The sequence below is a fragment of the Legionella rowbothamii genome (genome assembly GCF_900639985.1).
Classification (GTDB): Bacteria; Pseudomonadota; Gammaproteobacteria; order Legionellales; family Legionellaceae; genus Legionella; species Legionella rowbothamii.
Genome location: NZ_CAAAIM010000001.1, coordinates 518,476 through 542,851, shown reverse-complemented (window position 1 = coordinate 542,851; position 24,376 = coordinate 518,476). Strand labels below are relative to the sequence as shown.

Below are 24,376 nucleotides of genomic sequence, written 5' to 3'. Positions count from 1 at the left end.
TTTTTTCTCTGCGTTTGATAAAAAATTGCTTAGGCGAGTCTGAATTATAACAACAGGTAAAGGGATACTGTAATAAATCAGCTTTTACCTCCGGAGGTGATGAATAAAGGCAATCTTATAAAATTTTAGACTATTGGTTTGCAAACAGGAGCTCTTTGCACTGATGGTGAATTGGCGAGAAAATGAAAATCTGATTACAAGTAACCAGACTACGTTGTTTTTCATTACGGTAAAGTAAATCTAGGGCATGAAACGAAATTAAACACAAAAATGGTAATGAGCGATTTATATCCTGGCAAACGAATCGCTTAATTCCGCTAATAAGCTACTTGCTCCAATACGAAACCAACTTTTATCAATCGGCTTTGCTAATACCAACTCTGCTAATTTCGCATAATTGACTGCTTGAGTTGGTGTTTTAACACCGCCCGATATCTTAATACCGCATTGTGAGTGTGAATCTTTTATCGCCGTTAAAATGGTAAATACTGCGGGTAAAGAGGCACCTTGGGGAATTTTTCCTGTGGATGTTTTTAGAAAATTACAACCTAGTTTATTTAACTGATTGCTTACTTCATAAATATTCTGGAGCTCAGAAAAAGCACCAGTTTCCAAAATTATTTTTAAGGTACGATCTTTTTGTTTACACAAATCAATAACTGTTTGGCATTGAGTTAATACATTCTCTTTTCCACCGTTCAAATACAACTTATAGGGAAGGACGTAGTCTATTTCCGTAGCATTTTGTTCTATTGCGGAATGAATTGATTCTAAAACCTGATTAAGCTCCTGGTTTCCTTGTGGAAAATTAACTACGGTGGCTAACTCAATTGCGCCCAGATGCTGGAATAGTGGTAGATGTTTGCTGTAGACACATACAGCTGCAACTTGGTTCTCGCAGGCATTATGTCTTAATTGAGATAAGGAGGCAATTGAAGCCTCCTCGTCTAATAAGGTGAGGTCAAGAGAGTGAATTAATCGCGCAGCGCTAATTACAGGTTGATTCTGGGCGTTAAGTAATAACTCGATAACCTCATTTAATGATGATTCTAAACTCACTTAAGTCCTGCAATATATTCTTTAATTAACTTATTAAGCTGTTTTGCAGCATTTGCAGCCATTTCAACAACCGCATCATGGCTGTGAGCTGTTTGTGTTAATCCTGTCGCATAGTTCGTAATGGTGGCAATAACGGCTACTTGCATGCCGCAGTGATTTGCTACTAATACTTCAGGCACTGTAGACATTCCTACCGCATCAGCTCCCCAAATTTTAAAGGCTTTAATTTCGGCGGCCGTTTCATAGTGGGGTCCTAATACCGAAATATAGACACCCTCTGCAAGCTTAATTGATTGTTTTTGCGCAATCGCAAGCAAGGCTTGGCGCATAGTTTTATCATAAGCATTGTCGAGTGGGTAGAATCGAGGGCCAAACTCATCATCATTTGGACCAATTAACGGGTTGTGTGGCTGTAAATTAATGTGATCGTGGATCAGCATTAACTCACCTGGCCCTACATCTTCTCTTAAGGAGCCGGATGCATTTGTTGCAATAAAATACTTACAGCCTAAGAGCTTTAAGGTGCGAACATAAGTCTTTACGGTTTCATAATTTTCTAAGCCTTCATAAGTATGGGCTCTGCCTTGCAAGCAAACAACCCCCACACCATTCCAATAGCCAAGAATTAAATTTCCGCCATGACCATGCACGGTGATCTTAGGAAAACCAGGCAGATCATCAAAGCTAATGCGAACAGAGTCTTGTAATTCATCAGCAAATTGACCTAAACCTGAGCCTAAAACAACAGCAACGGCTGGTTTAAACGATGGATGCAAATTTTTAATATAGTCCGCTGCTAAATGGGGATAGCTCTGCTTTGCTGCAGTGTTCATCATACAAATTATCCTATTAGGGGTTAAAATCAAAAGCTAATGGCAAGAGTTCTTTAACAGTGATACTACGAATGACCGAATCTTTAGTACACAGGTGTATCATTGTATCAGGAGTTGAAAACTCATAAATTCTTTGTCGGCATGCACCACAAGGAGAGCATAATGTATTCGTCCCAGCAAGTATTACTATACTTTTAATACGTTGCTCACCCGCTGTAACCATCGCTGAAATAGCGGATGTTTCTGCACAGACAGTTAAACTGTACGAACCATTTTCAACATTAGTTCCTGCGTAAAAATTATCATTTTCAGTACGAATACAGCATGCAACAGTAAATTTAGAGTAGGGCGCATACGAGTGCGCAAGCACATCATGTGCTTTGGAAATCATTTTCGCAATTACTGGGTCCATTTTCTCTTGCCTGCATAAAATTGAAAAGGCTAGATTATAGAGCAGAAGTTATTTTATGGCTAGGTTATTTGGCGCCATATTCTCCGCTACTATTGGATTTACACTCTCCTGAACCACAGAAGAAGCATCTTGGAAGAGTTGTTTTGTATGAATTGGCGCATGATTATTAGTGGGGTCATTTTGGGGAGATACGCCAGCGCCCAGACCTTTTTCCATTGCATCAGCTGAGGAGGTAAAAGTTGTGGGATGATCGCCAAAATTGTAGTCTAATAAATACTCGCAAGCTAAAACGCCAAAACCTGCGCAAACAAGGATGCTGAATATGGAAAGAGGCATGGTAATTGGTGGATATATAAACATTATTGTCGCTGAGATGGCGCTGACTACACTGATAATTGATGTAGATGCCGCGTAGGATGTATATGCTTCTTGTTGTGAATAAGAAAAATCTTGATCTTTAGGGGGATTATTTAGTTTATGGTATTCACCTATAGTCCAAAAGGTATTACCAAGAACAAAAAGCCAGGCGGCTGGAGGAAATAGAGCGGGTACAAAAATAGCAGCAACACTTACAACAGTTGCAATAAATCCAGCTAATGATGAAAAAAGAAATTGTTCTTTAATTTGAGCAAATCCGTACCATTCGCTATTAGCTCGTTCATGCTCAGGTTGGTTGTAGCTTGCGGCAAACCAGAAGCTGTAGGCAATAAGATAGAGACCTAATGATGCGAATCGGAAAGCAGCAGCTGCCGCAGCAAAGGGTACGTATTGAAGCTTAGATGCTATAAAGCCGGTAAAGAAAAGAGGGCCACTCGATTTTTCTAAATATTTTGTGTTCGGCATATAGTTCTTGGTCCAATTGTTCTATGTCTTGCATATTGTATCTTAATTGGACAAGGAAATCTAGAGGTTATAAGGACAGTATAGTGTAATTATGTGCGACAAGTATTTGTTTTTTAGGTTTAGTATTTTGAGCGTTTTAAGTAAAACTGGGTTGCGAGTAACCAGGTATGCCTGATGATTTTTAAAATCAAAATTATTGGTTTTTTATTCTTTAGTTTAGTTGTTTACTAGTAAAGCAAGCACCATCCCGGTGCAAGTACTAGGATATGATGTTGAACTATAACCACATTATTGCACTCTAAGTTTTATCCGCACTAACAAACCGCCATCTGAATTATTTTCAGCGCTGATACTTCCTTGATGTAACTGGATTGCACGAAACGCAATGGCTAAGCCTAAACCATAACCCCCCGTTTTTTTTTCGCGAGAGGTATCTACACGATAAAAAGGATTAAATATTTTTTCTAGTTGTTCTTCAGGAACGCCAGGGCCTTTATCACTAATTTCAATATGTATATGTTCTTTGCTTTCATCATAGCGTAGTGATACACGTATTTGTTCTGTGTCAGGGGAGTAGTGTAACGCATTACGCACGATATTCTCTATAGCTCGATGAATTAAGCGCTGATCAACTAATAATTGGCAAGGCTCTAACGTTTCTTCACGTACTCGATTTGTTTCGTGATTACATTCATAATTGGCATCTTGGACAATGCCTTTTAGTAGCGCTGGCATATCCACTAAAGACAGATGTAACTCAGTGGTAGATTTATCCAGTCGAGCGAAATCCAATACTTCAGTAATTAACGCATTTAATCGCGAGCATTCAAGTTCCATTCGTTTAAATTCAGTTTCAGCAAGTTGATTGGTTTTATTTCGTCCTAACTCTATTGCAATTTGCAGGCGTGCAAGCGGGGACCTCAATTCATGAGAAATATCCTGCAATAAGCGCTCTTTCGAGCTAACTAATGCTTCAAGTTGTTCTGCCATGCGATCAAATTCATCACTTAATTGCGCAATTTCATCTTTATGATGGCCTCTTAAATGCCCAACACGCGTATTTAGCTGACCTTTGGCAATAGACTTAGCTGCCATACCTAATGAGCGTAAAGGTTGGGTTAAGTACCGTGAGAGTAAGTAGCAAATCAGACCACTAATGAAGGTTGCCAAGATAAGACGTATTGCAAGACCTGCCCAGGGAATACCTACAAAATGAGAAATAGGTTTTTCACTTACTGCGGCTAAACGATAGAACCTCCCTGAGGTCGATAAGATTTCATGGCTAACAATAAGCTTCTCTGACTTTAAAATTCCTTCACTTAATTGATCTTTAAGTAAATTTTCCGCAACTTTTTTTACATTGTCAGGAGGTGCTTCTGTTCCGATAATTTCGCCTGTACTCGAAATTAAGAACATAGTCATATGCCGAGAAATCCCAATTTTATTTAGCCATTTTAGCAAAGCGGCGTGCTCTCCAGACTCAAAAGTAGCCACGGCAGCATTTGCATAGCTATCCATGAAAAGCTGTTCTTGAGCAGGTAGAGAAGATTTTTGGGCTACATGACTGATAACCCAAGCCGTAGTGATAATAATAAGAATGGTTGCTAACCAGAAAGAAACGAAAATTTTCCAGTATAAACTACGCATTAAATAAATATCCAAAACCTCTTACTGTTTTTACTATGGGTTCGCCTTGCGGGTTATCGCCCAATTTATTTCTTAAATTACTGATATGCACATCGATACTGCGATCATAGGCGGTGTATTTTCTTCCCAGAGCATATTCAGTCAGCTCTTCTTTAGAAAAAGCTTGCCCAGGTGATTTAATTAACATTTCGAGAATATTAAATTCTGCATTGGTTAATTCAAGATAGTGACCAGCCATAGTAACGTGGCGTTTAGAGCAATCAACAACTATATTATGATGCTCAATTATGGGTTTGCTAGCAGGGATTTTTTGGGTGCGTCTTAAAATCGCGCGTAATCTGGCAACCAACTCACGTGGGTTACAGGGTTTTGGTAAATAGTCATCGGCCCCAATTTCTAAGCCTACGATGCGATCAATATCATCGCCTCGTGCGGTTAACATTAGCACAGGAGTTTCAAGATGTTCTCGAATTGATTTTAATACTTCAAAACCGTTTAGTTTTGGGAGCATTACATCCAGAATAATGGCGTCAAAAGGTTGGTTTAATGCTTTTTTTACGCCACTTTCACCATCATGCACACAAACCGCATGATAGCCTTCCGGCTCTAAGTACTGGGCCAGCAAATCAGTTAATTCAGTATCATCATCGATTACAAGTATATTTCCATTCATGATATGCCTTGGTTTAAGAGCGTTTCTCAATGCACTCTATAAGCTTAATTCGGCGTGCATCTGCATTAATGATTTTAAATTCTAAAGAACCAATAGTTATGGTTTCTCCCCGTGTAGGTAAGTAGCCAAAACCATTCATTACAATTCCGCCAATTGTATCATAGGTATCATTGCTAAAATTAGTGTTGAGTTGCTCATTAAATTCGTCAATTGGTGTATGGGCTTTAACAATATAGTGTCCATTGTCATGAGCTTTAATGTAGGCGTCTTCATCGATATCGAATTCGTCCTCAATATCACCAATGATTTGTTCGATTATATCTTCAATGGTGACAAATCCGGAAACCTCTCCATATTCATCGACAACAATTGCCATATGATTTTTATTGCTGCGAAATTCACTAAGCAAACTATCAAGGCGTCTGCTCTCAGGAACAAAAGTGACTTGTCTGCAAATATCAAGTAAATCAAAGGAGTTGCTGTTATCAGCTTGATTGCGTAGCAAGTCTTTGGCATGCAGTATGCCGATGACTTCCTCTCCATTCTCATCAGTTACTGGAAATCGGGAATGCCCGGTTTGGGTCACCGTTTTGATAATCTCGCTGAATTCATCATTTTGCTTGAAGCAAACCATTTGGTTTTTCGGCAACATAATGTCACGAACACGCATTTTCGAAAAAAGAATAGCACCCTCTATCATCGCTAACGTTTCTGAATTGATAAGCGAGCGAATTTGAGCATCTCTTAATAAACTAACTAGCTCTTCTTGATTTTGTGGTTCACCTTGTAAAAAATGTTTTAAGCGCGAAAACCACGAACTACCATCTTCCTCTTTAGTCAAGTTGATTTCCCTCTGCATCGTAAGGATTAGTATAACCCAATTCTGCTAGCAATTTGATTTCAATTGCCTGCATCACGGCTGCATCTTCATCCTTAATATGATCATAGCCTAATAAGTGCAGTATTCCATGAATCAGTATTAAGCTCCAATGAGCATCTAAAGTCTTATTGAGCTCTTTGCATTCTGTAAGTAATACCTGCGGGCAAATAATTACATCGCCTAAAAGAGGGTATTCCAGTTGAATTTCAGGAGGTAACTCACTGGGAAATGACAGAACATTTGTGGGCTTATCTTTTTTCCTATATGCATGGTTTAACTGAGTGATTTCCTCTGGAGTAACAAAGCGAACTGTTAGTTCTGCTTCTTTTTTGTAGTCTCTCAATGCGAGTGATGCCAAACGCGTTATTTGATCCTCATCCATTGCCAGAGGTTCATCTGTTGCATTTTGAATATCTATGTAATAAGTCATAATAAATTATTTAGTTTTTCCTGTTGAGTCACGATCATAGCAATCAACAATTTTTGATACCAGAGGATGTCTGACCACTTCCCGACTTGTGAAGGTATGAATGCTAATCTCTGGAATTTTTTTGAATAATCCTACTGCATGGGCGAGTCCCGAATCAATACCTCGGGGCAAATCCACCTGAGTCATGTCACCAGTAATCACGGTTTTAGAGCCAAAGCCCATACGCGTTAAAAACATTTTCATTTGCATCACAGTAGTATTTTGGGCTTCATCTAGAATGATGAACGATTCATTTAACGTACGTCCACGCATAAATGCTAATGGCAATATTTCAATGATATCACTTTGAATGAGTTTTTGAGTCTCTTTAAAACCAATCATTTCATATAATGCATCGTAAATGGGTCTTAAATAAGGAAGTACTTTTTCTACTAAATCCCCTGGTAGGAAACCAAGTTTTTCACCCGCTTCGACCGCCGGTCTTACAAAGATAAGGCGTTGCACTTCCCCTTTCTCAAAACATTGAATAGCTTTGGATACGGCAAGATAGGTTTTACCGGTTCCAGCAGGGCCGACGGCAAACGTGATGGCATTACGATCAATAGAATCAAGAAATGCGGCTTGCTTGTCGTTTCGTGCGGTGATTAATTTACGCGAGAGCTTGACGTGGTGAGTCATCGCTTGTTGGTCATCCTCAAACATATATCGATAAAAAATAGGTAAATCTAAAACTATAAATATAGTGCAGAAAGCCTATATTTTGCAAGTGGAGAACTTGTTGGCATTATCTTACCCTATAGCTCACTTATTCCTATCCTACCAAAATTCCCACGGATTATCGCGCGAGCTCCATCAGTTGGGCGTGAGACTAGATAAGCCTGGGGCTAGGGCAAAAGGTTCATTGGGTGCAATTGTGAGCTACTGATTTTTGCGAAAAAGTGCATTTATCCCATAACCAATCTCTCTTGATTTCTTCAACGATGAGCGCATAATAATAATCCTTAAAAATCAAGGAGTGAGCGTTAATGGCTGGTTCTATGGGGAAAGCATTCAGGCAGGCAGTGCACGATAATAAGCCGTTACAAGTGCTTGGTACAATCAATGCCTATTCTGCAATGTTAGCGCAATCATCAGGTGCTCAGGCGATTTATCTTTCAGGTGCCGGAGTAGCGAATGCTTCTTATGGAATACCTGATTTGGGAATGACCGGCTTAGCCGAAGTTCTTGAAGATGTTCGCCGAATTACGGAGGCCTGTCCTTTACCACTGCTTGTTGATGTCGATACAGGCTGGGGACATGCATTTAATATTGCACGTACTGTTCAACTCATGGAGAAAACTGGAGTTGCTGCAATCCATATTGAAGATCAGGTGATGGCAAAACGATGTGGACATCGACCGAATAAAGCCATTGTTTCTATGAAAGAGATGGGAGATCGTATTAAGGCTGCCGTGGATGCACGTCAAGATGCTGATTTTGTGATTATGGCGCGAACAGACTCTTATGCAGTTGAAGGCATGAATGCTGCGATTGAACGGGCACAGCTGTGTGTAGAGTTAGGCGCAGACATGATTTTTCCCGAGGCCATGACTACGTTGGAGGAATATAATACCTTTAGTAGCGCAGTTCATGTGCCAATCCTTGCTAATATTACTGAGTTTGGTAAAACCCCATTATTTACTCGTGACGAGCTAGCCGGTGTAGGTGTCTCTTTAATTCTATACCCATTGAGCGCGTTTAGAGCAATGTCTCAGGCTGCTTTAACTACTTATCAAGCAATTATCCAGCAAGGTACACAACAATCCATGCTGGGTAAAATGCAAACTCGTGAAGAATTATATGGAGTTCTTGGTTATCACCTTTACGAACAAAAACTAGACCAATTGATGGAGGAAGAAGACAATGAGTGTTAAAAGTGGCGGTTTAGCCGGGGTTATTGCTGGGGAATCAGCTATTGCTACAGTTGGGCTGGGAAATGGTTTGAATTATAGAGGGTATTCCATCGATGATTTAGCAGAGCATGCAACTTTTGAGGAAGTTGCTTATTTATTACTCTATGGTAAGTTGCCAACGCAGAGTGAGTTGGATGTCTACACAAAAAAAATTGTAGGCTTACGTGCTTTGCCTGATGCATTAAAAACTGTATTAAAAATGATCCCTAAACAAACCCATCCTATGGATGTATTAAGAACAGCCTGTTCTTTCTTAGGAAATATTGAACCCGAACATAATTTTTCTGAGGAACACCAAATCGCAGATCGTCTTCTTGCTTTATTCCCAGGCATAATTTGTTATTGGTATAACTATAATTTTAAAAATAAAGAAATATCCGGTTTAAGTGAAGAGTCCACTACTGGTGGACATTTTCTTGCTTTATTACATGGTCATAAGCCCAGCCAGCTTGATGTCGACATGATGGATGTTTCCTTGATTTTATATGCGGAACATGAGTTTAATGCTTCAACTTTTGCTGCGCGTGTTACAGCCGCCACACTTTCTGATTTTTATTCAGCTATTGTTAGTGCTATTGGTACGTTACGTGGGCCTTTGCACGGCGGAGCGAATGAAGCAGCAATGGGAGTAATCGAGCGTTTTAAAACTCCTGAGGAGGCTGAAGCTGGTTTGAAAAAAATGCTGGAAAATAAAGAATTGGTTATGGGCTTTGGCCATAGAGTTTATACAACCAGTGATCCGCGCTCTGACATTATTAAAAAGTGGTCATTCCGTTTAGGTGAAGAAAAGAAACAACTTGATTTGTATAATGTTTCTGAGCGCATCGAAGAAGTGATGTGGCAAGAGAAGAAACTATTCCCAAATCTCGATTTCTACAGTGCTTCTGCATATCATTACTGTGGAATTCCGACCTTCTTATTCACGCCAATATTTGTGATGTCCCGTATTACCGGATGGGCTGCTCATGTGTTTGAGCAACGTGCGAATAATAAATTAATCCGCCCCTCGTCAAAATACACGGGTCCTGAGCCTAGAGAATTCCCTGAAATTAATACTAGAGGTTAATATGAGCAGTTATGTAGAAGATAATGTGAAGCCTGATTACGATCAGGTGATTATTGATATTGCTGATTATGTGTTAAATAAAAAAATTGATAGCGTTGTCGCTTATGAAACAGCACGTCTGTGTTTAATGGACACTTTAGGCTGCGGCATCTTGGCGCTTAACTTCCCTGAATGCACTAAATTAATGGGACCAATTGTTCCTGGTGCTACTTTGGCGGGAGGCGCACGTGTTCCTGGAACATCTTACGAATTAGATCCTGTTCAAGCGGCGTTTAATATCGGTGCAATGATTCGCTGGTTGGATTTTAACGATACTTGGTTGGCGGCAGAATGGGGACATCCATCAGATAATTTGGGCGCTATTCTTGCTGTAGCTGATTATATGTGTCGACAAAATTGTGCTCAAGGCAAGGCACCGATTTTAATGCAAGATGTTCTGACTGCAATGATTAAGGCACATGAAATTCAAGGTTGCTTAGCTCTTGAAAACAGCTTTAATCGCGTTGGTTTGGATCATGTCATTTTAGTAAAGGTTGCCAGTGCGGCGGTTGCTGCATTGTTATTTGGAGCCGACAGAGACATGATGTTGAGAACTTTGTCTCAAGTTTTTGTTGATGGCCAAAGTTTAAGAACCTACAGACATGCTCCAAATGCTGGCTCACGTAAATCCTGGGCGGCTGGAGATGCAACGTCACGCGCTGTGCGTCTGGCGTTAATTGCCAAGCAAGGTGAAATGGGTTACCCAAGCGCTTTAAGTGTACCTACCTGGGGTTTTTATGATGTTTTATTTGGCAAAAAGCCATTTAAATTCCAGCGTCCTTACGGTAGCTATGTGATGGAAAACGTGCTGTTTAAATTATCTTATCCTGCAGAGTTCCATGCGCAAACAGCAGTGGAATGTGCGGTGGCGTTACATCCTATGGTTAATCAACGGTTTGATGATATTGCACGAGTAGAATTAGTTACTCATGAATCAGCGATTCGTATTATCAGTAAACAAGGCGCGCTTCATAATCCAGCAGATCGCGATCATTGCTTGCAGTATATGGTTGCTATCGGCCTCTTATTTGGTGATTTAACCGCAGAGCATTATGAGGATGATGTTGCCACTGATCCACGTATCGATGCGTTACGCGCGAAGATGCAGGTGACTGAGAATGAGCGTTTTTCACGTGAGTACCATGATCCTGAGAAGCGTTCAATTGCTAACAGCATCAAATTAGTGTTTAAGGATGGTACTGAAAGTGAATTGATCACCGTTGAGTATCCGATTGGTCACAAGCGTCGGCGTGAAGAGGGCATTCCCGTTCTGTTGTCTAAATTCAAAAAGAACTTGAGCACCCAGTTTTCTGCTGATCGTGTGGAAAAAATAACTAAGGCAATGAGCGATACCAATTCTTTAGCCGCTATGAAGGTTGAAGATTTTATGGCAATGTGGGTGCTATAGGTCAAAATTTATGACATGAGGACAATGCAACTCAGGAGTTCAAAGCACTGAACCCTGGGTTGCTTCACGTCGTTTTTGTAGTTGCAGTGGGTTTGAATGGAGGAAGTTTATATATTCCTGTGGGCACATATTAAATCTTACGCTGTAAACCTGCTGAGGCGAGTATTTTTGTCGAAATTTCTTCAATAGAATACTTCGTTGAATTAATATAGGGTATTTTCTCTTTTTGATACATTGCTTCAACTTCAGCTACTTCCAAACGGCATTGATCAGTAGACGCATATTTACTGTTAGGTCTACGTTCTGAACGAATTTGTTGTAGGCGTGGTACGTCGATGGTTAGGCCAAAGAGTTTATCTTTATAAGGCCTCAGTATCTCTGGCAATTTAAAACCGAGCATTTCCTCATCGGTAAATGGATAATTTGCTGCTAAAATCCCATATTGCAATGCCATATATAAGCAACTTGGAGTTTTACCACAACGTGAAACCCCAATGAGAATAATATCGGCTTTTTCATAACCCCGGGTTTTAACGCCATCATCATGAGACAGAGCAAAATCTATGGCTTCTAAGCGATGGAGATACAATTGATTATCAACTACACCATGAGTCCGACCTACGGTATAAGAGGATTTCTCGTTCAACTCATATTCAAGAGGAGCAATAAAGGTATTAAATAAGTCAAAAACACAGGCCTTAGCTTCTTTAAAAAAATGGCTGCGTATTTCTCGATTAACGAGGGTCATAAACACTAGCGGTTTACTACCATGCTCCTGATACGCTTTATTAATTTGTTGCACTACTTTTTCGGCTTTTTCTATCGAATCAATATAGGGGATTGTTAGGCGTTCAAACGAAATATTGTCAAACTGGCTAATCAAGCTGTTTCCAAGCGTTTCTGCAGTGATTCCCGTTCCATCGGAGAGCATAAAAACAAAGCGTTTCATCATTTACCTTTTAAAGCGAGTAGGGGTTAATTCATTTTAAAATGAATTGGTTAATATCTCCAGCAAGTGTACATATTTATATGCATCTGCTATCTTATAAATTAAATGGAGAATTATCTATCAGAAGGTGGTTATGGAACAAAATCGCTTTGGTGGCCACGATAAGTTGTTTATTTTTGGAATGATTTGCCTAACTACAAGTTTGGGCTTGTTATTTTTTAGTTTATACATATTGCCTTATTTTTTATTTGAATGGAGTTACAATATCCCAGATTTTATTTTAGATCTGATGGCAAAGTACCAGGATGATTATCAGTATACCTCTGCAGGAAGTAAGGCCGTCATTTGGCTAATGTTTTTTATACCCTGTCTCATTACTGGCATAATTTCTTATTTTATTTCCCGTTACTTTGATAAACAAATGTATGGTCCTGAAATTAATCCAGAAGAAGAGCAGGAAAAGCAGCCAGGTGAATTGCAAAAACAAATTAAAGAATCTGCAAGCTTGGGGGGCAAAATTCTTGCATTAATGATTGTTATCGTGGTGCTAATATTTTTGCTGCAATATGTTATTCAATCAACTTCCTAGCCGGGGATGACAGGAGTTTTTTATGTTTAATCAATGGAAAATTAAAAGAATAGTAAAAAAGATAAAAGCAATGCAAGCGAACCGGGTCAATAATCAACCGGGCGATGATGTGATAAAAAAGGAAATTGCTTATTATCTTGAGTTAGCCGAAATCTATAAAAAGATGAAGTGCAGTAAGAAGTTTCCTTACGCACGCATCATGTATGAAGAGTGCTTGAGAACGGCAACTAGTATTGATGATGCTCAAGCCAATTATCAATTAGGAAAAATAATTTTAGATGAGGCAAAATTCAGAGAGCAGCTGGAAATTGAAGGCGTTTTCAAAAGCGAATCCAATAGTAAAAGTTGTCAGCGACTTTATGAAGAAGCCCATGCCTATCTATCGGCAGCGGTGAATTTAGGTCATATTGAAGCTAAAAGGTTAAAAGGCTTGTGCTTTATTAATGGCTGGGGAGTAGGGGCCGATAAAAAAGCAGGTTTTGATTTAATTGTAGCGAGCATTGAGCAAGAAGGTTCTTGGGATAGAGTGCCACAAATTTTCGCAGCCATGGGCCTTAATAAGCCGGAATTTTTCTCCGAAATCATGCAACATCGCAAAGGATCATAGGAATCGGTATCACAAGGGCTCATGCTAAAGCATGAGCCCTTGTGATATAATTAAGTAAATCTCATTTTAGGTGATGTGATATGCCCTTAAATCCTCTAGAAGTTATAGATATGCTTAGCAAAATGTATCCTCAGCAAGAGAATGATACTAAAAAGCAGCAGAAAATGGCTGAGCAGCAAGAAATCATGAACCGCATGAAAATTGATAATGATAATTTTTTTGCGCAATTGAATCGATTATTTTTAGAGACGCTGAGCGCAGATCGTCTAAAAGCAGAACTTGAAGAGGCGGCAAAACAGACTGGATTTGACAATCTCCGGCATGCATTAAATTTTGCGCAAAATAAATTTGGGCAAAGCCCGTTACAACAAGCATTCCAACAGCAAGATTTTAGCAAAGCCAACCAGTTGATGGATTATGGGGCAGAAGTTGGCCCTGTTGAACGATCCGCATTTAATGTGGCCTTAGATAGTGAGGCAGCTAGCACATCTGGATTTCAACGTCCTTCTGCCAAAGGACCAGAGGCACTTCATCCTGTTAAAAACTTCGGACTTACTTTAGGGGTTGAGATGATGAGTAAGGATGGTACTTTCTCTCAGCTCGCTGAAATTGGTCCCTCTTACAACATGATGTCACAATCTGTTGCCAAATATGCGGAACGAGATCCAAAATTTAAAGAGATTTCCGAGGCATTCGACTTTTCTAATAAAACAGCTGGTTTTTCTGCGAGCACGGCTCGAAACTCCCCTCAAGCTGGCGAGAAAATAGCCGAGCGTATTAATCAAGGCAAGATTGCAACTATTCCTGTTTCGTGTGAAGGACATGCAATGGGACTATCAGTAGTTCCTGATGGCCCGGGCTCTAAATCGGGATATATGGTTTTTACGAACCGGGGGGTAGGAGCAGAGCAACCTGGAACACAAATTTATCGCATCGATGATTTGAGTAAAGTGGATGGTAAATTTATTAATTCGATGATGAATGGGCATGCCAAGGGGCAATCCCATGATGCCATCATGAAGCAGATTCACGATGTTGCGGGCAATAATCCACCCATACATGAAATTAGTCAAAAAGGGCAAAAATGCGATAACTGTACCATTGCCAATCCTCGATCCAATGTTCATGGTATTCTTTTATGTCAAAAGGCCGTAGAAAAGGGTGGTTTTGATAAATTAGATACGCAGGATCATCAGAATGCCAAAACGGATTATAAAAAATTTAGTAATGGAATGAGATCGGATAAGGTTGATGAGTTAGTTTCTGCCATGGCAAAAAATCCTAAAGATGAAGATTTATCTAATATAGCTAAAGAATATCTAAAACAGCATGCGCACAAGGATAGTGATGCGGCCAAGGAAATTAAAGAGAAACTAGAAGGTGCATTATCTCGTTCTGCTGATTCTAGAGCACAAAACGAAGATCGCTATGAGCCGCCGATGTCAGCTCCACGTTGATGTTGTTCGGCATATGAGTTGCCTACAACCAGTGTTTTCTCAGTATAGTTATTAGGTTGCTGTTCAAGGAAGTTCTGTTGCGAGCAACTATTTTCTGCACGGTACACACGACTCGATTTCTTGAGTTGGATTATATTAATACAAAAAGCACTGATATTTTTCGCCTCCATGGAGAATTTTATCAATTCCCCGTATTTACTACGGGTGCCTGAGTTTTATTTAAATTTATAAAATTCACTTCATTAACTATGAAGAGGGCATTTAATCATGAATATTGTGTTACTAGCAGGTGCGCCAGGCAGTGGTAAAAGCACACAAGGTGCTGCATTGATGAAGATGAACACCAATATTAAACATCTTGCATTAGGTGAAGTAGTACGAGAAATTTTAAAAAATCCGCAGCATCCAATAACCAATAAATATCAGGACCTAATCCGTACTGGCAATTTGCTGCCTGACGAGGTTATTTTTGAGATTTTAGAAAAGGAACTGGAGCAATTTAAGGAACAAAACTGCATTATATTACTGGATGGTTATCCTAGAACTACTGTTCAATATGAACAGTTTAAAACACGATGGGGAATACCCCACGGATTAGTGCATTTGATGTTGATGAAGAGTCTTTAATCCAGCGCATGCAGCATAGAGACGGTACTCGAAGTGATGATAATATTGAAGCAATTACACGACGATTAAATTTTTATCACCAAACCACAAAACCTTTATTAGATACCATAAAAGATGAGCTGCATAAAAAAGCAATTACCGTGGACACAAAAGAGTCGATTGGCACAACCAGCCTTTATCTTTATATTCAATTGCAGCAAATTGCAAAGGTGCATGAGGTCCTTAACTTAAAGTTGAGCCATAAACCAAGTAACAGTGTGATTGAACCGAGTATAAAGCCAGTATGGGCCTATTCTGTTTGTTCAAAATTATGGCAAAGCGGCAGCACTTCTTCGGCAATTGCAGAAGTTCAGAATACTTATGGAACGCAAAATTTCTCCTTCTCGATGCTTGGCAGTAAGAAGATAGCTTATTTAGAAACCCCCGCTGAAGTGAATGCAGTATTAGAGGCGCGCAGTGATCTTGGCCCCGTTTATCGTCATTTTTCTTTAGCCGCAGCATTGAAAAAAGACTTTGTGGCTACTGGAAGTCAGGATGCAAAGTCCTATCATTTACCTCAGAATCAAGTAAATATCTGGAAATTAATCCATAATGCTTTAAATAATTCAATAAAATCAGATCATAATCGTATTGAGAACTTAATTGATAAACATTTAGATGCTACTTTTTTCGCAGAAAAGACTTTTGATTTGGATATAACCTTTGATCATTTTTTCTGTTCATTTTGGTCTGAGTATCTTTTTGGTACTAGAGTACCGGTTGCTAGTTATATGGAAAACCGTGAGCAACTATTAACGGCAATGAAGCATTGTTTTTATAACAATCATTATAAAGGTTTTGATCCTACAGGCCTATCCAGCTATTTCTACAGTTTTGGTGTGCGTGAGGAAATAAAGCAAGCCAAAGAAACTATAAAAACGTTTATGAGTAAATCGACTCCTGGTTCATTGGTGCAGCGTTTTAAAACAGAATTGTGGCGTATTAATGAGATAGAACAATTAGAGTTGGACGAGGATACACTTGAAGAAATTTTGGCCGATAATGTTTTTGATTTAATTTTTGAACCTGATTTTTTAGAAAATGTAATGTATGAAGCTCTAGTTACTGCGGTTAAAGAAAATGCTGATTTGCATGATCCTCAGGCTCGGAGCTATGTGTATTCACAGGGAATAAAACAAGGATTTCTTTTTCCTATCCGTTCTCGTATTCTAGAGGAGCCAGTTACTTTGGCTGATGGGACGGTACTTCCGGAGGGCAGTGCGGTATTTTTAAACCTGAAAAAGGCAGGACTCTATCATTCTACTGGGGCTCGTCGTTGTGTGGGGCAGGCATTCACTCATTACTTTAAAGAGCATTTCTTTGATCGTTTGCAGCCGATTGCATTTAAGGTAAAACAAATTACCCAACCTGCGGAGCGTTGTGGAAATGAAAGTGTACCTATGTCTCCAGAGCGTTATCGAGTAAGTTGGCATTTGAAACGTGATGAAGCAATGCGTCATCTACCCGCTCATGATTATAAGGGCAATTCCTTTTTTGACGTGCTAAGTTTACATCAAAAAACAGGCTTAAATTCTCAGATGGTCCGCCAATGTATGTTAAAAATCCGCCGATTTATGGAAAAGAATAATTTAAATCTAAATGATATGGTTATTGTAACCCCTGAAGTTCGAGGTGTACCCATTGCGGCTCAGGTGGCCCATCAATTGAATTTTCCTCTGTATATTATTCGTAAAAAGGGTGGGTACAAAATGGCTGATCATGAGGTTTATCGGGAAAGCTATGATAAAGGTTACGGGGATCTGGATACAGTTGAATTACCTGTTACCAAGGTTAACGAAATAGCGGGGAAAACTGTTGTGTTTATTGATGATGGTATTGCAAGTGGTCAAAGTGCGATGGCTTGCATCAATTTGTTGAAGAGTCATGGGGGCTCAGATAAAAAAGTAACTAAAGTTCCTATGGTACTGACGTTGTTAAAACATGATTACACTCCAATTATTCCTGCCTTATCACGACATAGTCTGGTTAAAACACTATTTGATTGTAAAAGTAGGAAGATGCAGCAGCTGAATGAGCCAGAAGTTCAAAGCAAGGAAGCTTCAGTGGCGAGCGTATAAAATGAAGAAGAGGTAGGTTGCTGGCAACCTGCCTCTTCTGATAAATAGCAAACCAATATGACCTATACTTTATAAAAGCTACTAACACTATAATACTGAAGACATGAGGAGCTCATGATGAAACGAATGCTGTTAGCTAGTATCGGTCTTTGCATGATAACCCAGGCTTTTGCTGCGGAACCCACAGGCCCAAACAACACCCTATTACCAACGCCTTATCCTGTATACGTTATTAAAGATGCAGGCGTAGTAAATCATTTTTATCCAGGAGCAACTCAAGTTCTTCTACCCACAGATAATACGTACACAGGTAACCCGGGTTGTTATATTGCCTGTTACTCACACTCACCTGGCCTCTATATGGTTTCTCCAACGATTTCCGTAATGGGGCAAATTCGAGTACGTGGTAAGTATATGATTCGTATCTGCAAACCCGAAGGTTATCAAAATATGGACATTAGTAAGTCCGATCAATTAAAAGGGTTGTGTGCAGAAAAAATTAAAGGATGCAGCAATAATTTATGTTGGGCTGGTGGCGATACGGGTGGTTGGTTTGGTATCCAATAGCAGTTTGTTTGATTTGCATACAAGAATAGAAAAGTACTGTTAAGAGCTTCTTCAGGATCTGTTAACAGAATTATCCACAGATTTTGTGGATATCTTTTTATGAAAATAAATAAAGAAATAGTGCACCAATACTTATAAATATAGGGTTTTCATCAGTTATAAACTGTTGGGCAGAAGTATGCCTTGAGAAATTATCCACAAGGATAATTTGAGATATGAAAAGAATTTTTGCCATGGTAACAAAAAATAAAATGAAAGAACAGCTTGATTTTATATTTATTTGTACTATAGAGCAGGACTATGTAAATAGCTCATATTCTCAGAAGGTTCTTTGTCGTACTTCTCTGGATCACCTTGCGAATAAATAGAAATAAATCAATCAGATAGGTTTATGAACAGAAAATCTATTGCAACTTGGCTTTCTATAATAAAGTGCTATCATGAAAAAATAAGCAACTGGAAGCTACCTGAATAATAAGGAAATTTTCATGTTAAGACGCGACATCTCAACAACGAATGTATTAATTGCTGCGGCTGGTGGAATGGTAGGTTCCGGATGGCTATTTAGTCCCTATATTAGTGCGCAAATAGCGGGCAGTAATTCATTGATTTCTTGGATTATTGCTACCTTTTTCATGCTATTTATTGCATTACCACTTTGTGAGTTAGGTACTATGTTCCCCATCTCAGGGGGAATGTCTAATTATCCTACATTTACTCATGGAAATGAGGTTGGCTTTTTATTTGCATGGACCTCATGGCTTTCCTATGTAGTTATGACTCCCATTGAAATACAGGCTATTCTTCAATATGCCAGCCACTTTTTTCCAATATTGGTTGCGGGGCATTCAGTTACTTTGCAGCTTTCAGCTTATGGTTATGTTGCGGCTGTTGCTATTATGCTGTTTGTCGTATTTTTGAATTCCTATGGAATTAAATTACTCGCTGAATGTAATAAATACGCTAGTATTATCAAATTCATATTACCCAGCATTGCTATTGTTTCCTTTTTTCATATTGCTCCCTCAATGAGTAATGTTTCTGTTAATGTATCGGATAAGGCCAGTTGGGTTGCTATTTTTGCTGCTCTTTCAGAAGGCGGGGTTGTTTTTGCATTTACCGGATTTCAAAATGGGCTCGTGCTTGCAGGCGAGGTAAAAAACCCACAACGTAGTATTCCTATTGCTATTTTAGGTGCGGTCCTGATTGGTTTTATCTTATATTTTTTACTGCAATTAAGTTTTCTTGTCGCGATTCCGCAGCAATACCTAAGCCATGGCTGGTCAGGATTATCTTATCCTGGGGACAGTGGTCCTTTGGTCGGATTGGCACTGCTTTTAGGGTTGGGGGTCGTTGCTACCTTACTTATGATTGATGCTTCTTTTTCACCCTTTGGTACGGCTTTAGTCTATGCAGCCGCAACCTCACGTATTCTCTATGGAATGGCACAGAATGGGCATTTGCCAAAGATCTTTTTGAAAGTGAATCGCCATAAAATTCCCTACATCACCTTATATGCGAATTTAATTGTTGGCATGTTGTCCTTTTTACCCTTTCCGGGATGGCAAAAGCTGGTAGCCTTCCTTTCATCTGCCAGTATTCTTTCCTATAGTATTGGACCTATTTGCTTATTAGCCATGCGCAAACTACAGCCGGAAACCTCTCGGCCATTCAAATTATATGGGGCACTGATTTGTTCTCATGTTGCTTTTTATTTTTGTAATTTAATGTTGTACTGGTGTGGCTTTGCAATTATATGGAAACTTGATGTCGCTTTATTGCTAGGCTTAGTCTTGTATTTTATTGCGCATCGTAGAAGCTCTTTTGATAATGGCATACTCATGGGATGGTTCTTCTTGTACATGGGAATCATGCTTTTGATCTCTTATCTTGGATCCTTCGGGGGAATAGGGTTACTTCGCTTTCCTTTTGACTTGCTCTGTATTTTTCCTGTGAGCATATTTATTCTTTGTTTGTCTCAGGCCTTATTAAAGCCTGTTAATCATAAGCATGTAGTGAGTGATCTTGATGGAACAATGGCCCTAAAAAAGAATGAAGTGATGATTTAAGAGAGCATCACTTGCACTTCATTGCAGAATCAGACAAGCTATATGCCCAAATCGTCATGCATTAAAGGGGAATTCCAGTGCGCTATTTTAACTACACATGGATCAGTGCCGTAGCTCTTTTCAATCAGACTCTATTTGCACAGCCATTAACAGCAAAAATTGATGAAATCATAGACCAACAATTGCCAAGAGCAACGGTGGGCGTATTGATTAAAGATGCGCAAACTGGAGAGGTTATTTATAGCCGCAATGCCAATAAATTATTAAGTCCTGCAAGCAGTACCAAGCTTTTTACTGCTGCCGCAGCACTATACTATTTAAAACCTGATTTTCGCTTTTCAACGACCTTAGCCCAGAGGGGACAAGATTACTATCTTACCTTTACAGGTTCTCCTTCACTCACCGCTGAGAATCTCGCTGCTTTAGTGGCAAATTTAAAAAAGAATAATACCAAAGTGATTCAAGGTAATATTATTATTGATGGCAGCCAATATCCTGCACCTTATTACCTGAATGGTGATTCTTACGATGATTTAGGCTGGGGATATACCGCCCCAGATACCGCAGTTGTATTAAATGAAAATGCGGAGCGCTATGAATTAATAAGCGCCCCAACCTTGGGTGGAACTGCCCGGATTAAACCGAAAATCAGTTCAAAATCCAATGCGAAGCCTGCACTCAAAGCATTAACTTTGATTAATGAAGTAGTTACGGTGAGCAAAGAGGAAGAAAAAAATCATTGCAGTATGCATATTGAAATTAAAGGCAATAATACTTTGCGGCTTTATGGTTGCGTGGCTCAAGAGAAAAACCCCAAACTACTTGAATTTGCTATTCCGGATCCTGTTTTGTTTGCAAAGCAAGTCATACAAACAACGTTAAAAAAAGAAGGGATTGTTCTTAAGGGTAAAATTATTACCGGTACGACCCCGGCAGATGCTCGGGTAATTGAAAGTTATCAGTCTGGCGATTTATCTAAACTGCTCAAGCACATGCTGCAAAAATCAGATAATTTGTATGCGAACAACATTAGCCGAAAGCTGGGCTATTTGTTAACCGGAAAAGGCTCTCACAAAGAGGGTATGTTCGCGATGAAAAAAATTATTACCGAACATACTCATTTGGATGTGAAGCAAATGGAGTTAGCTGATGGTGAGGGGACTCGTTATAATTTAATCGCAGCAGAGCAATTTGTTGATTTATTGGCGCAGCTTTACCAGGATAAAAACCTGCAATCAATGTTGATTAAGGCGTTGCCACAAGCCGGGGTTTCAGGAACACTGCAAGGACGGATGAAAGAAAGCATTCTTAATAAAAAGGTATTTGCAAAAACAGGCTCAATGCATGATCTTTCCTCCTTATCTGGTTTTATTATTAATCCGAATGCGAAGTCTTTTGTATTTTCCATTATTAGCAATGGGGTTGGAAAATCTAATGCCAAAGCCAAGGCTCTGGAAGAAAAAATACTATTAACTGTGGATGAATATTATTTAGAACATAGTAGTAGAGAGGTAATCCAATAATGGAAAAGCTATTTTGTTACGGAACACTGCAGTATGAGTCAGTGCAATTGGCTAGTTTTGGCCGTAAATTGGCGGGTGCGCCAGATAGTTTGCTTGAGTTTGAATTGTTTTTGTTAACCATTAGCGATCCAGTGATTGTAGCCATCAGTGGGGAGGCGGATCATCCTGTGATTCGTTATACTGGACGTACCTCAGATAAAGTTGCTGGCATGGTTTTTGAGTTGACTCCTGAAGAGTTAAAACAAGCGGATCTTTATGAGGTTGCTGATTATAAACGAATTAAGGTTCAACTTGAATCAGGAATGTTTGCGTGGGTATATGTTGGAGCGGATGTTGGAGAATAGTGGGATTTGGTTTCTGCCAGGTTATGCTCCAGTATTACGTTGTAATACTGGATATTTTATTGCTGGTCCGTTCTGTTTCGAATTTAGCTCGCATTACTGTGGTTAAACCACAGTAATTCGGCTTTCATTTCTTTCTTCTTTAGTGAGTTGCTCTATTTTCATCTTTCACCCATTTCAACATGAGTGCGCCAATGATTTGGAATAAAGGTAAAACGACTAAAGCAATATGATAGCTGAACAACGAGAAATCATGCGGAGCGCCAGTGGTGCTGAACATATCCAACAAGCTGCCTATTGCGGGCTCAACAATCGCATCTAAAAACGCGTCACTGGCATTAATTAACGAGGTGGCGGTTCCTGCTAAGTGCAATGGATTTAACTCTTTACCAATTACAAACACAATTGGGAATGCGCCCAAACTAAAGCCAAACATAAATAATAGAAAACTGAGTAACCAAATTGGCATAGGATGCGCATAGATTACCAATGTGATGCACAATGCTGAAACCAGCGTGCTGTACATCATAAAGGCACAACGATTACGTACACGATTGGCAAAAAGGGCGAATAAAGGGCATGAAATTGCTAAGCCAATAAACACCATTGAAATGAGACTAGGGGCAACAAGCGCATCCAGATTATATGCTTTTTGCAGAAAGGGATTACCCCATAAACCGCAGAAAATAACAATAGGAGAGAATGCTAAGCCACTGTATGCAGTTAATAACCAGTTTTGTTTGTTTTTTACTATGGAGAGGATGTCACGCCATAAATGTTGGCTTTCTGAGCTTGATGTACTTGCAGTTGCATTATTAGGTTTATCTTTAACGATGAGTAAGAACAGTACTGCTAAAGCAACGCCTATCCAGGCCAAATTCGATAAACTTCCGCGCCAACCAATTTGATTTACCAGCCAGGCAAGCGGCATTTGACCACATACCGCCCCGATCATTCCCGAAGCAACGAGTAGGGATGTAAGCAGAGCATAGTATTTTTTATCAAACCATACTGCTGCGAGTTTGAAATAAGCAATACTGGCAAAAGATACGCCAACGCCAATAAGCGCACGTCCCCAAATAGCACTATTTAAATGTTCTGCTTGAGCAAAAACAAAGGTACCAAGGGCACAGCATAAAATGGCCGCAGAGGTTACCCAACGGGTTCCATAGTGATCCAGAATAATCCCAACAAACAAAGGAACAATGAGATAAGTCCAGAAATAAACTCCGGAAAGTACGCCAAGCCCCAAGCCGTGTAAGTTAAATGCATCCATCAATTGAGGAGCCATGACACTGGGGAAATTTTGCAGTACGTATTTATAAAATAAAAAGGCAGAGCATAAAAGAATAACGAGAACTGCACGGGTTGTATTTGTTTTTGTTTTTCGGGTGTTCAGTGTTTGTGCATCACATGTGGATTCCATGGCGCCTCCTCTAAATAGTTAATCTCTAATTGGTTGATTATTCTGCATCCTCCCTAGAGAGGTCGAATAATCAAGGACATAACTCTAGGGCAGGGAGAGGTAGAGAATGACGACGACCACAGAAATCACAACAGAAGAAATAGCAATAGACAACAACGCAGCGGGGCTGTTTACAAAAACTTGTTGTTGTTGAAGATTGGCCATTTGTTTTTCAGTGTGTAGAATTAATTTGATATTAGGGGATACTACTCTTAATTTGGATGAGATGTCAAATATTCTTTAGGTCCTAGTGCATTGGTTTGGCCACTCTATAGTTGCCTTGGGTTGTATATTTAAGGATATAAATTGCATTCCTAATGGGAATGCAATTTATATTATTTTTAATGTTCCTTTTTAAAAACAGCCATTTCTGAGCCTATTTCAAGCAATTGCGCTTTACTGAGTATTTTTACAACCTCCGGAAATAACTTTTCTTCCTCTTCTTGAGCATGATGCTGTACTGCTTCTTTGAACTTTTTAAAGTGTTCTTTCCAAGCTGATTCTGTTTTTAATTCATTCATTTTTTGGATTTCTTTTTGCGCCATATTTTCTTCTTTTAATAAATGTTTCACTGTATCAGGTAACTTATTTTTAAAATGCGGATACCATACAGTGTGTTCCATTTCTTCATGGCGAATTAAATCCTTACTTAAACGCTCAAAGCGATTTTGCTGGGTTTCAAAACGATGAGATTCATCAGCTATATCGTTTAACATAGCTCGCACTCGATTATGTTCAGTAATTAAAAAGTCGATACCATTCATTTTCTTCTCCTTTAAACTATCTGAATTTGAAGGTCGAAAGCTCTTTTACATAAATAAAA

The 24,376-nt window shown here is 39.4% G+C and carries 25 protein-coding genes; 12 read left to right on the top strand and 13 right to left on the bottom strand.

Features of this window, described 5'->3' with window-relative positions; all coding sequences use genetic code 11:
• Positions 1-285 precede the first annotated feature (285 nt).
• From deoC to E1P08_RS02180, 9 genes are all read right to left on the bottom strand, one after another.
• On the bottom strand, positions 286-1,059 hold the full coding sequence (gene deoC, locus E1P08_RS02220) for a deoxyribose-phosphate aldolase (protein ID WP_133135382.1): 774 nt from the start codon (positions 1,057-1,059) through the stop codon (positions 286-288).
• Positions 1,056-1,895, bottom strand: coding sequence for a purine-nucleoside phosphorylase (locus E1P08_RS02215; RefSeq protein ID WP_133135381.1), 840 nt, complete (start codon positions 1,893-1,895; stop codon positions 1,056-1,058). The genes deoC and E1P08_RS02215 overlap by 4 nt, the downstream gene beginning before the upstream one ends.
• Positions 1,896-1,908: 13 nt before the next feature.
• Complete coding sequence (gene cdd / locus E1P08_RS02210; protein WP_133135380.1) at positions 1,909-2,304, bottom strand: cytidine deaminase; 396 nt, start codon at positions 2,302-2,304, stop codon at positions 1,909-1,911.
• 48 nt (positions 2,305-2,352) lie between these two features.
• Complete coding sequence (locus tag E1P08_RS02205) at positions 2,353-3,147, bottom strand: hypothetical protein (protein ID WP_133135379.1); 795 nt, start codon at positions 3,145-3,147, stop codon at positions 2,353-2,355.
• Positions 3,148-3,435: 288 nt separating this feature from the next.
• A complete protein-coding gene (cpxA, locus tag E1P08_RS02200; protein ID WP_133135378.1) occupies positions 3,436-4,794 on the bottom strand; it encodes a two-component system sensor histidine kinase CpxA in 1,359 nt (452 codons plus the stop codon).
• A complete protein-coding gene (gene cpxR / locus E1P08_RS02195) occupies positions 4,787-5,467 on the bottom strand; it encodes a two-component system response regulator CpxR (protein WP_133135377.1) in 681 nt (226 codons plus the stop codon). The genes cpxA and cpxR overlap by 8 nt, the downstream gene beginning before the upstream one ends.
• A gap of 13 nt (positions 5,468-5,480) precedes the next feature.
• Positions 5,481-6,326 (bottom strand): HlyC/CorC family transporter, encoded by an 846-nt coding sequence (locus E1P08_RS02190; protein ID WP_133135376.1) that lies wholly within the window; start codon positions 6,324-6,326, stop codon positions 5,481-5,483.
• The gene (gene ybeY / locus E1P08_RS02185) at positions 6,301-6,777 is read right to left on the bottom strand and encodes an rRNA maturation RNase YbeY (protein WP_133135375.1); all 477 of its coding nucleotides are present in this window, start codon (positions 6,775-6,777) and stop codon (positions 6,301-6,303) included. Before ybeY ends, E1P08_RS02190 begins: the two co-directional genes overlap by 26 nt.
• A 6-nt stretch (positions 6,778-6,783) precedes the next feature.
• Positions 6,784-7,479 carry a PhoH family protein gene (locus tag E1P08_RS02180; protein WP_242602346.1) on the bottom strand — a complete coding sequence of 232 codons (696 nt, stop codon included), beginning with the start codon at positions 7,477-7,479 and terminating at the stop codon, positions 6,784-6,786.
• A gap of 323 nt (positions 7,480-7,802) precedes the next feature.
• Here E1P08_RS02180 and prpB point away from each other — a divergent pair, with 323 nt between their 5' ends.
• The 3 genes from prpB to E1P08_RS02165 are packed head-to-tail and all read left to right on the top strand — an operon-like array spanning position 7,803 to position 11,242.
• Positions 7,803-8,690: a methylisocitrate lyase gene (gene prpB, locus E1P08_RS02175; RefSeq protein ID WP_133135374.1), complete on the top strand. Its 888-nt coding sequence runs from the start codon at positions 7,803-7,805 to the stop codon at positions 8,688-8,690.
• Positions 8,680-9,795 (top strand): bifunctional 2-methylcitrate synthase/citrate synthase, encoded by a 1,116-nt coding sequence (gene prpC / locus E1P08_RS02170; RefSeq protein ID WP_133135373.1) that lies wholly within the window; start codon positions 8,680-8,682, stop codon positions 9,793-9,795. The genes prpB and prpC overlap by 11 nt, the downstream gene beginning before the upstream one ends.
• Before the next feature lies 1 nt (position 9,796).
• The gene (locus tag E1P08_RS02165; RefSeq protein ID WP_165485064.1) at positions 9,797-11,242 is read left to right on the top strand and encodes a bifunctional 2-methylcitrate dehydratase/aconitate hydratase; all 1,446 of its coding nucleotides are present in this window, start codon (positions 9,797-9,799) and stop codon (positions 11,240-11,242) included.
• 130 nt (positions 11,243-11,372) lie between these two features.
• Here the strand turns inward: E1P08_RS02165 and ppsR are convergent, their stop codons facing one another.
• Positions 11,373-12,191 carry a posphoenolpyruvate synthetase regulatory kinase/phosphorylase PpsR gene (gene ppsR, locus E1P08_RS02160; RefSeq protein WP_133135982.1) on the bottom strand — a complete coding sequence of 273 codons (819 nt, stop codon included), beginning with the start codon at positions 12,189-12,191 and terminating at the stop codon, positions 11,373-11,375.
• Between the two features lie 133 nt (positions 12,192-12,324).
• Between ppsR and E1P08_RS02155 the strand changes: the two genes are divergently transcribed.
• The 3 genes from E1P08_RS02155 to ankD all read left to right on the top strand — a co-directional run bounded on the left by E1P08_RS02155 (position 12,325) and on the right by ankD (position 14,844).
• Entirely contained in the window at positions 12,325-12,780 is a 456-nt protein-coding gene (locus E1P08_RS02155) for a hypothetical protein (RefSeq protein ID WP_133135371.1), read from the top strand.
• Positions 12,781-12,802: 22 nt separating this feature from the next.
• The gene (locus E1P08_RS02150) at positions 12,803-13,387 is read left to right on the top strand and encodes a hypothetical protein (RefSeq protein WP_133135370.1); all 585 of its coding nucleotides are present in this window, start codon (positions 12,803-12,805) and stop codon (positions 13,385-13,387) included.
• 80 nt (positions 13,388-13,467) lie between these two features.
• Entirely contained in the window at positions 13,468-14,844 is a 1,377-nt protein-coding gene (ankD, locus tag E1P08_RS02145) for a Dot/Icm T4SS effector AnkD/LegA15 (RefSeq protein WP_133135369.1), read from the top strand.
• Here the strand turns inward: ankD and E1P08_RS02140 are convergent.
• On the bottom strand, positions 14,814-15,014 hold the full coding sequence (locus E1P08_RS02140) for a hypothetical protein (RefSeq protein WP_133135368.1): 201 nt from the start codon (positions 15,012-15,014) through the stop codon (positions 14,814-14,816). The genes ankD and E1P08_RS02140 overlap by 31 nt on opposite strands.
• Before the next feature lie 97 nt (positions 15,015-15,111).
• Here E1P08_RS02140 and E1P08_RS02135 point away from each other — a divergent pair, with 97 nt between their 5' ends.
• From E1P08_RS02135 to E1P08_RS02110, 6 genes are all read left to right on the top strand, one after another.
• Positions 15,112-15,471: an adenylate kinase family protein gene (locus tag E1P08_RS02135; protein WP_133135367.1), complete on the top strand. Its 360-nt coding sequence runs from the start codon at positions 15,112-15,114 to the stop codon at positions 15,469-15,471.
• On the top strand, positions 15,420-17,588 hold the full coding sequence (locus E1P08_RS02130; RefSeq protein WP_133135366.1) for a phosphoribosyltransferase family protein: 2,169 nt from the start codon (positions 15,420-15,422) through the stop codon (positions 17,586-17,588). Before E1P08_RS02135 ends, E1P08_RS02130 begins: the two co-directional genes overlap by 52 nt.
• A gap of 114 nt (positions 17,589-17,702) precedes the next feature.
• Positions 17,703-18,155 carry a hypothetical protein gene (locus E1P08_RS02125; protein ID WP_242602345.1) on the top strand — a complete coding sequence of 151 codons (453 nt, stop codon included), beginning with the start codon at positions 17,703-17,705 and terminating at the stop codon, positions 18,153-18,155.
• Positions 18,156-18,643: 488 nt separating this feature from the next.
• Positions 18,644-20,224 carry an APC family permease gene (locus tag E1P08_RS02120; protein ID WP_133135365.1) on the top strand — a complete coding sequence of 527 codons (1,581 nt, stop codon included), beginning with the start codon at positions 18,644-18,646 and terminating at the stop codon, positions 20,222-20,224.
• Positions 20,225-20,301: 77 nt separating this feature from the next.
• The gene (gene dacB / locus E1P08_RS02115) at positions 20,302-21,747 is read left to right on the top strand and encodes a D-alanyl-D-alanine carboxypeptidase/D-alanyl-D-alanine endopeptidase (protein ID WP_133135364.1); all 1,446 of its coding nucleotides are present in this window, start codon (positions 20,302-20,304) and stop codon (positions 21,745-21,747) included.
• Positions 21,747-22,091: a gamma-glutamylcyclotransferase family protein gene (locus E1P08_RS02110; protein ID WP_133135363.1), complete on the top strand. Its 345-nt coding sequence runs from the start codon at positions 21,747-21,749 to the stop codon at positions 22,089-22,091. The genes dacB and E1P08_RS02110 overlap by 1 nt, the downstream gene beginning before the upstream one ends.
• 139 nt (positions 22,092-22,230) lie before the next feature.
• Here the strand turns inward: E1P08_RS02110 and E1P08_RS02105 are convergent, their stop codons facing one another.
• Positions 22,231-23,514, bottom strand: coding sequence for an MFS transporter (locus E1P08_RS02105; protein WP_133135362.1), 1,284 nt, complete (start codon positions 23,512-23,514; stop codon positions 22,231-22,233).
• Between the two features lie 380 nt (positions 23,515-23,894).
• Complete coding sequence (locus E1P08_RS02100) at positions 23,895-24,317, bottom strand: hemerythrin domain-containing protein (protein WP_133135361.1); 423 nt, start codon at positions 24,315-24,317, stop codon at positions 23,895-23,897.
• Between the last annotated feature and the right edge of the window lie 59 nt (positions 24,318-24,376).

Excerpts from the sequence above, each read along its gene's own strand:
- E1P08_RS02215 (WP_133135381.1), bottom strand. The coding sequence starts at position 1,895 with ATGATGAACACTGCAGCAAAGCAGAGCTATCCCCATTTAGCAGCGGAC.
- cdd (WP_133135380.1), bottom strand. The coding sequence starts at position 2,304 with ATGGACCCAGTAATTGCGAAAATGATTTCCAAAGCACATGATGTGCTT.
- E1P08_RS02205 (WP_133135379.1), bottom strand. The coding sequence starts at position 3,147 with ATGCCGAACACAAAATATTTAGAAAAATCGAGTGGCCCTCTTTTCTTT.
- cpxA (WP_133135378.1), bottom strand. The coding sequence starts at position 4,794 with ATGCGTAGTTTATACTGGAAAATTTTCGTTTCTTTCTGGTTAGCAACC.
- cpxR (WP_133135377.1), bottom strand. The coding sequence starts at position 5,467 with ATGAATGGAAATATACTTGTAATCGATGATGATACTGAATTAACTGAT.
- E1P08_RS02190 (WP_133135376.1), bottom strand. The coding sequence starts at position 6,326 with ATGCAGAGGGAAATCAACTTGACTAAAGAGGAAGATGGTAGTTCGTGG.
- ybeY (WP_133135375.1), bottom strand. The coding sequence starts at position 6,777 with ATGACTTATTACATAGATATTCAAAATGCAACAGATGAACCTCTGGCA.
- E1P08_RS02180 (WP_242602346.1), bottom strand. The coding sequence starts at position 7,479 with ATGTTTGAGGATGACCAACAAGCGATGACTCACCACGTCAAGCTCTCG.
- prpB (WP_133135374.1), top strand. The coding sequence starts at position 7,803 with ATGGCTGGTTCTATGGGGAAAGCATTCAGGCAGGCAGTGCACGATAAT.
- prpC (WP_133135373.1), top strand. The coding sequence starts at position 8,680 with ATGAGTGTTAAAAGTGGCGGTTTAGCCGGGGTTATTGCTGGGGAATCA.
- E1P08_RS02165 (WP_165485064.1), top strand. The coding sequence starts at position 9,797 with ATGAGCAGTTATGTAGAAGATAATGTGAAGCCTGATTACGATCAGGTG.
- ppsR (WP_133135982.1), bottom strand. The coding sequence starts at position 12,191 with ATGAAACGCTTTGTTTTTATGCTCTCCGATGGAACGGGAATCACTGCA.
- E1P08_RS02155 (WP_133135371.1), top strand. The coding sequence starts at position 12,325 with ATGGAACAAAATCGCTTTGGTGGCCACGATAAGTTGTTTATTTTTGGA.
- E1P08_RS02150 (WP_133135370.1), top strand. The coding sequence starts at position 12,803 with ATGTTTAATCAATGGAAAATTAAAAGAATAGTAAAAAAGATAAAAGCA.
- ankD (WP_133135369.1), top strand. The coding sequence starts at position 13,468 with ATGCCCTTAAATCCTCTAGAAGTTATAGATATGCTTAGCAAAATGTAT.
- E1P08_RS02140 (WP_133135368.1), bottom strand. The coding sequence starts at position 15,014 with ATGGAGGCGAAAAATATCAGTGCTTTTTGTATTAATATAATCCAACTC.
- E1P08_RS02135 (WP_133135367.1), top strand. The coding sequence starts at position 15,112 with ATGAATATTGTGTTACTAGCAGGTGCGCCAGGCAGTGGTAAAAGCACA.
- E1P08_RS02130 (WP_133135366.1), top strand. The coding sequence starts at position 15,420 with ATGGGGAATACCCCACGGATTAGTGCATTTGATGTTGATGAAGAGTCT.
- E1P08_RS02125 (WP_242602345.1), top strand. The coding sequence starts at position 17,703 with ATGATGAAACGAATGCTGTTAGCTAGTATCGGTCTTTGCATGATAACC.
- E1P08_RS02120 (WP_133135365.1), top strand. The coding sequence starts at position 18,644 with ATGTTAAGACGCGACATCTCAACAACGAATGTATTAATTGCTGCGGCT.
- E1P08_RS02110 (WP_133135363.1), top strand. The coding sequence starts at position 21,747 with ATGGAAAAGCTATTTTGTTACGGAACACTGCAGTATGAGTCAGTGCAA.
- E1P08_RS02105 (WP_133135362.1), bottom strand. The coding sequence starts at position 23,514 with ATGGAATCCACATGTGATGCACAAACACTGAACACCCGAAAAACAAAA.
- E1P08_RS02100 (WP_133135361.1), bottom strand. The coding sequence starts at position 24,317 with ATGAATGGTATCGACTTTTTAATTACTGAACATAATCGAGTGCGAGCT.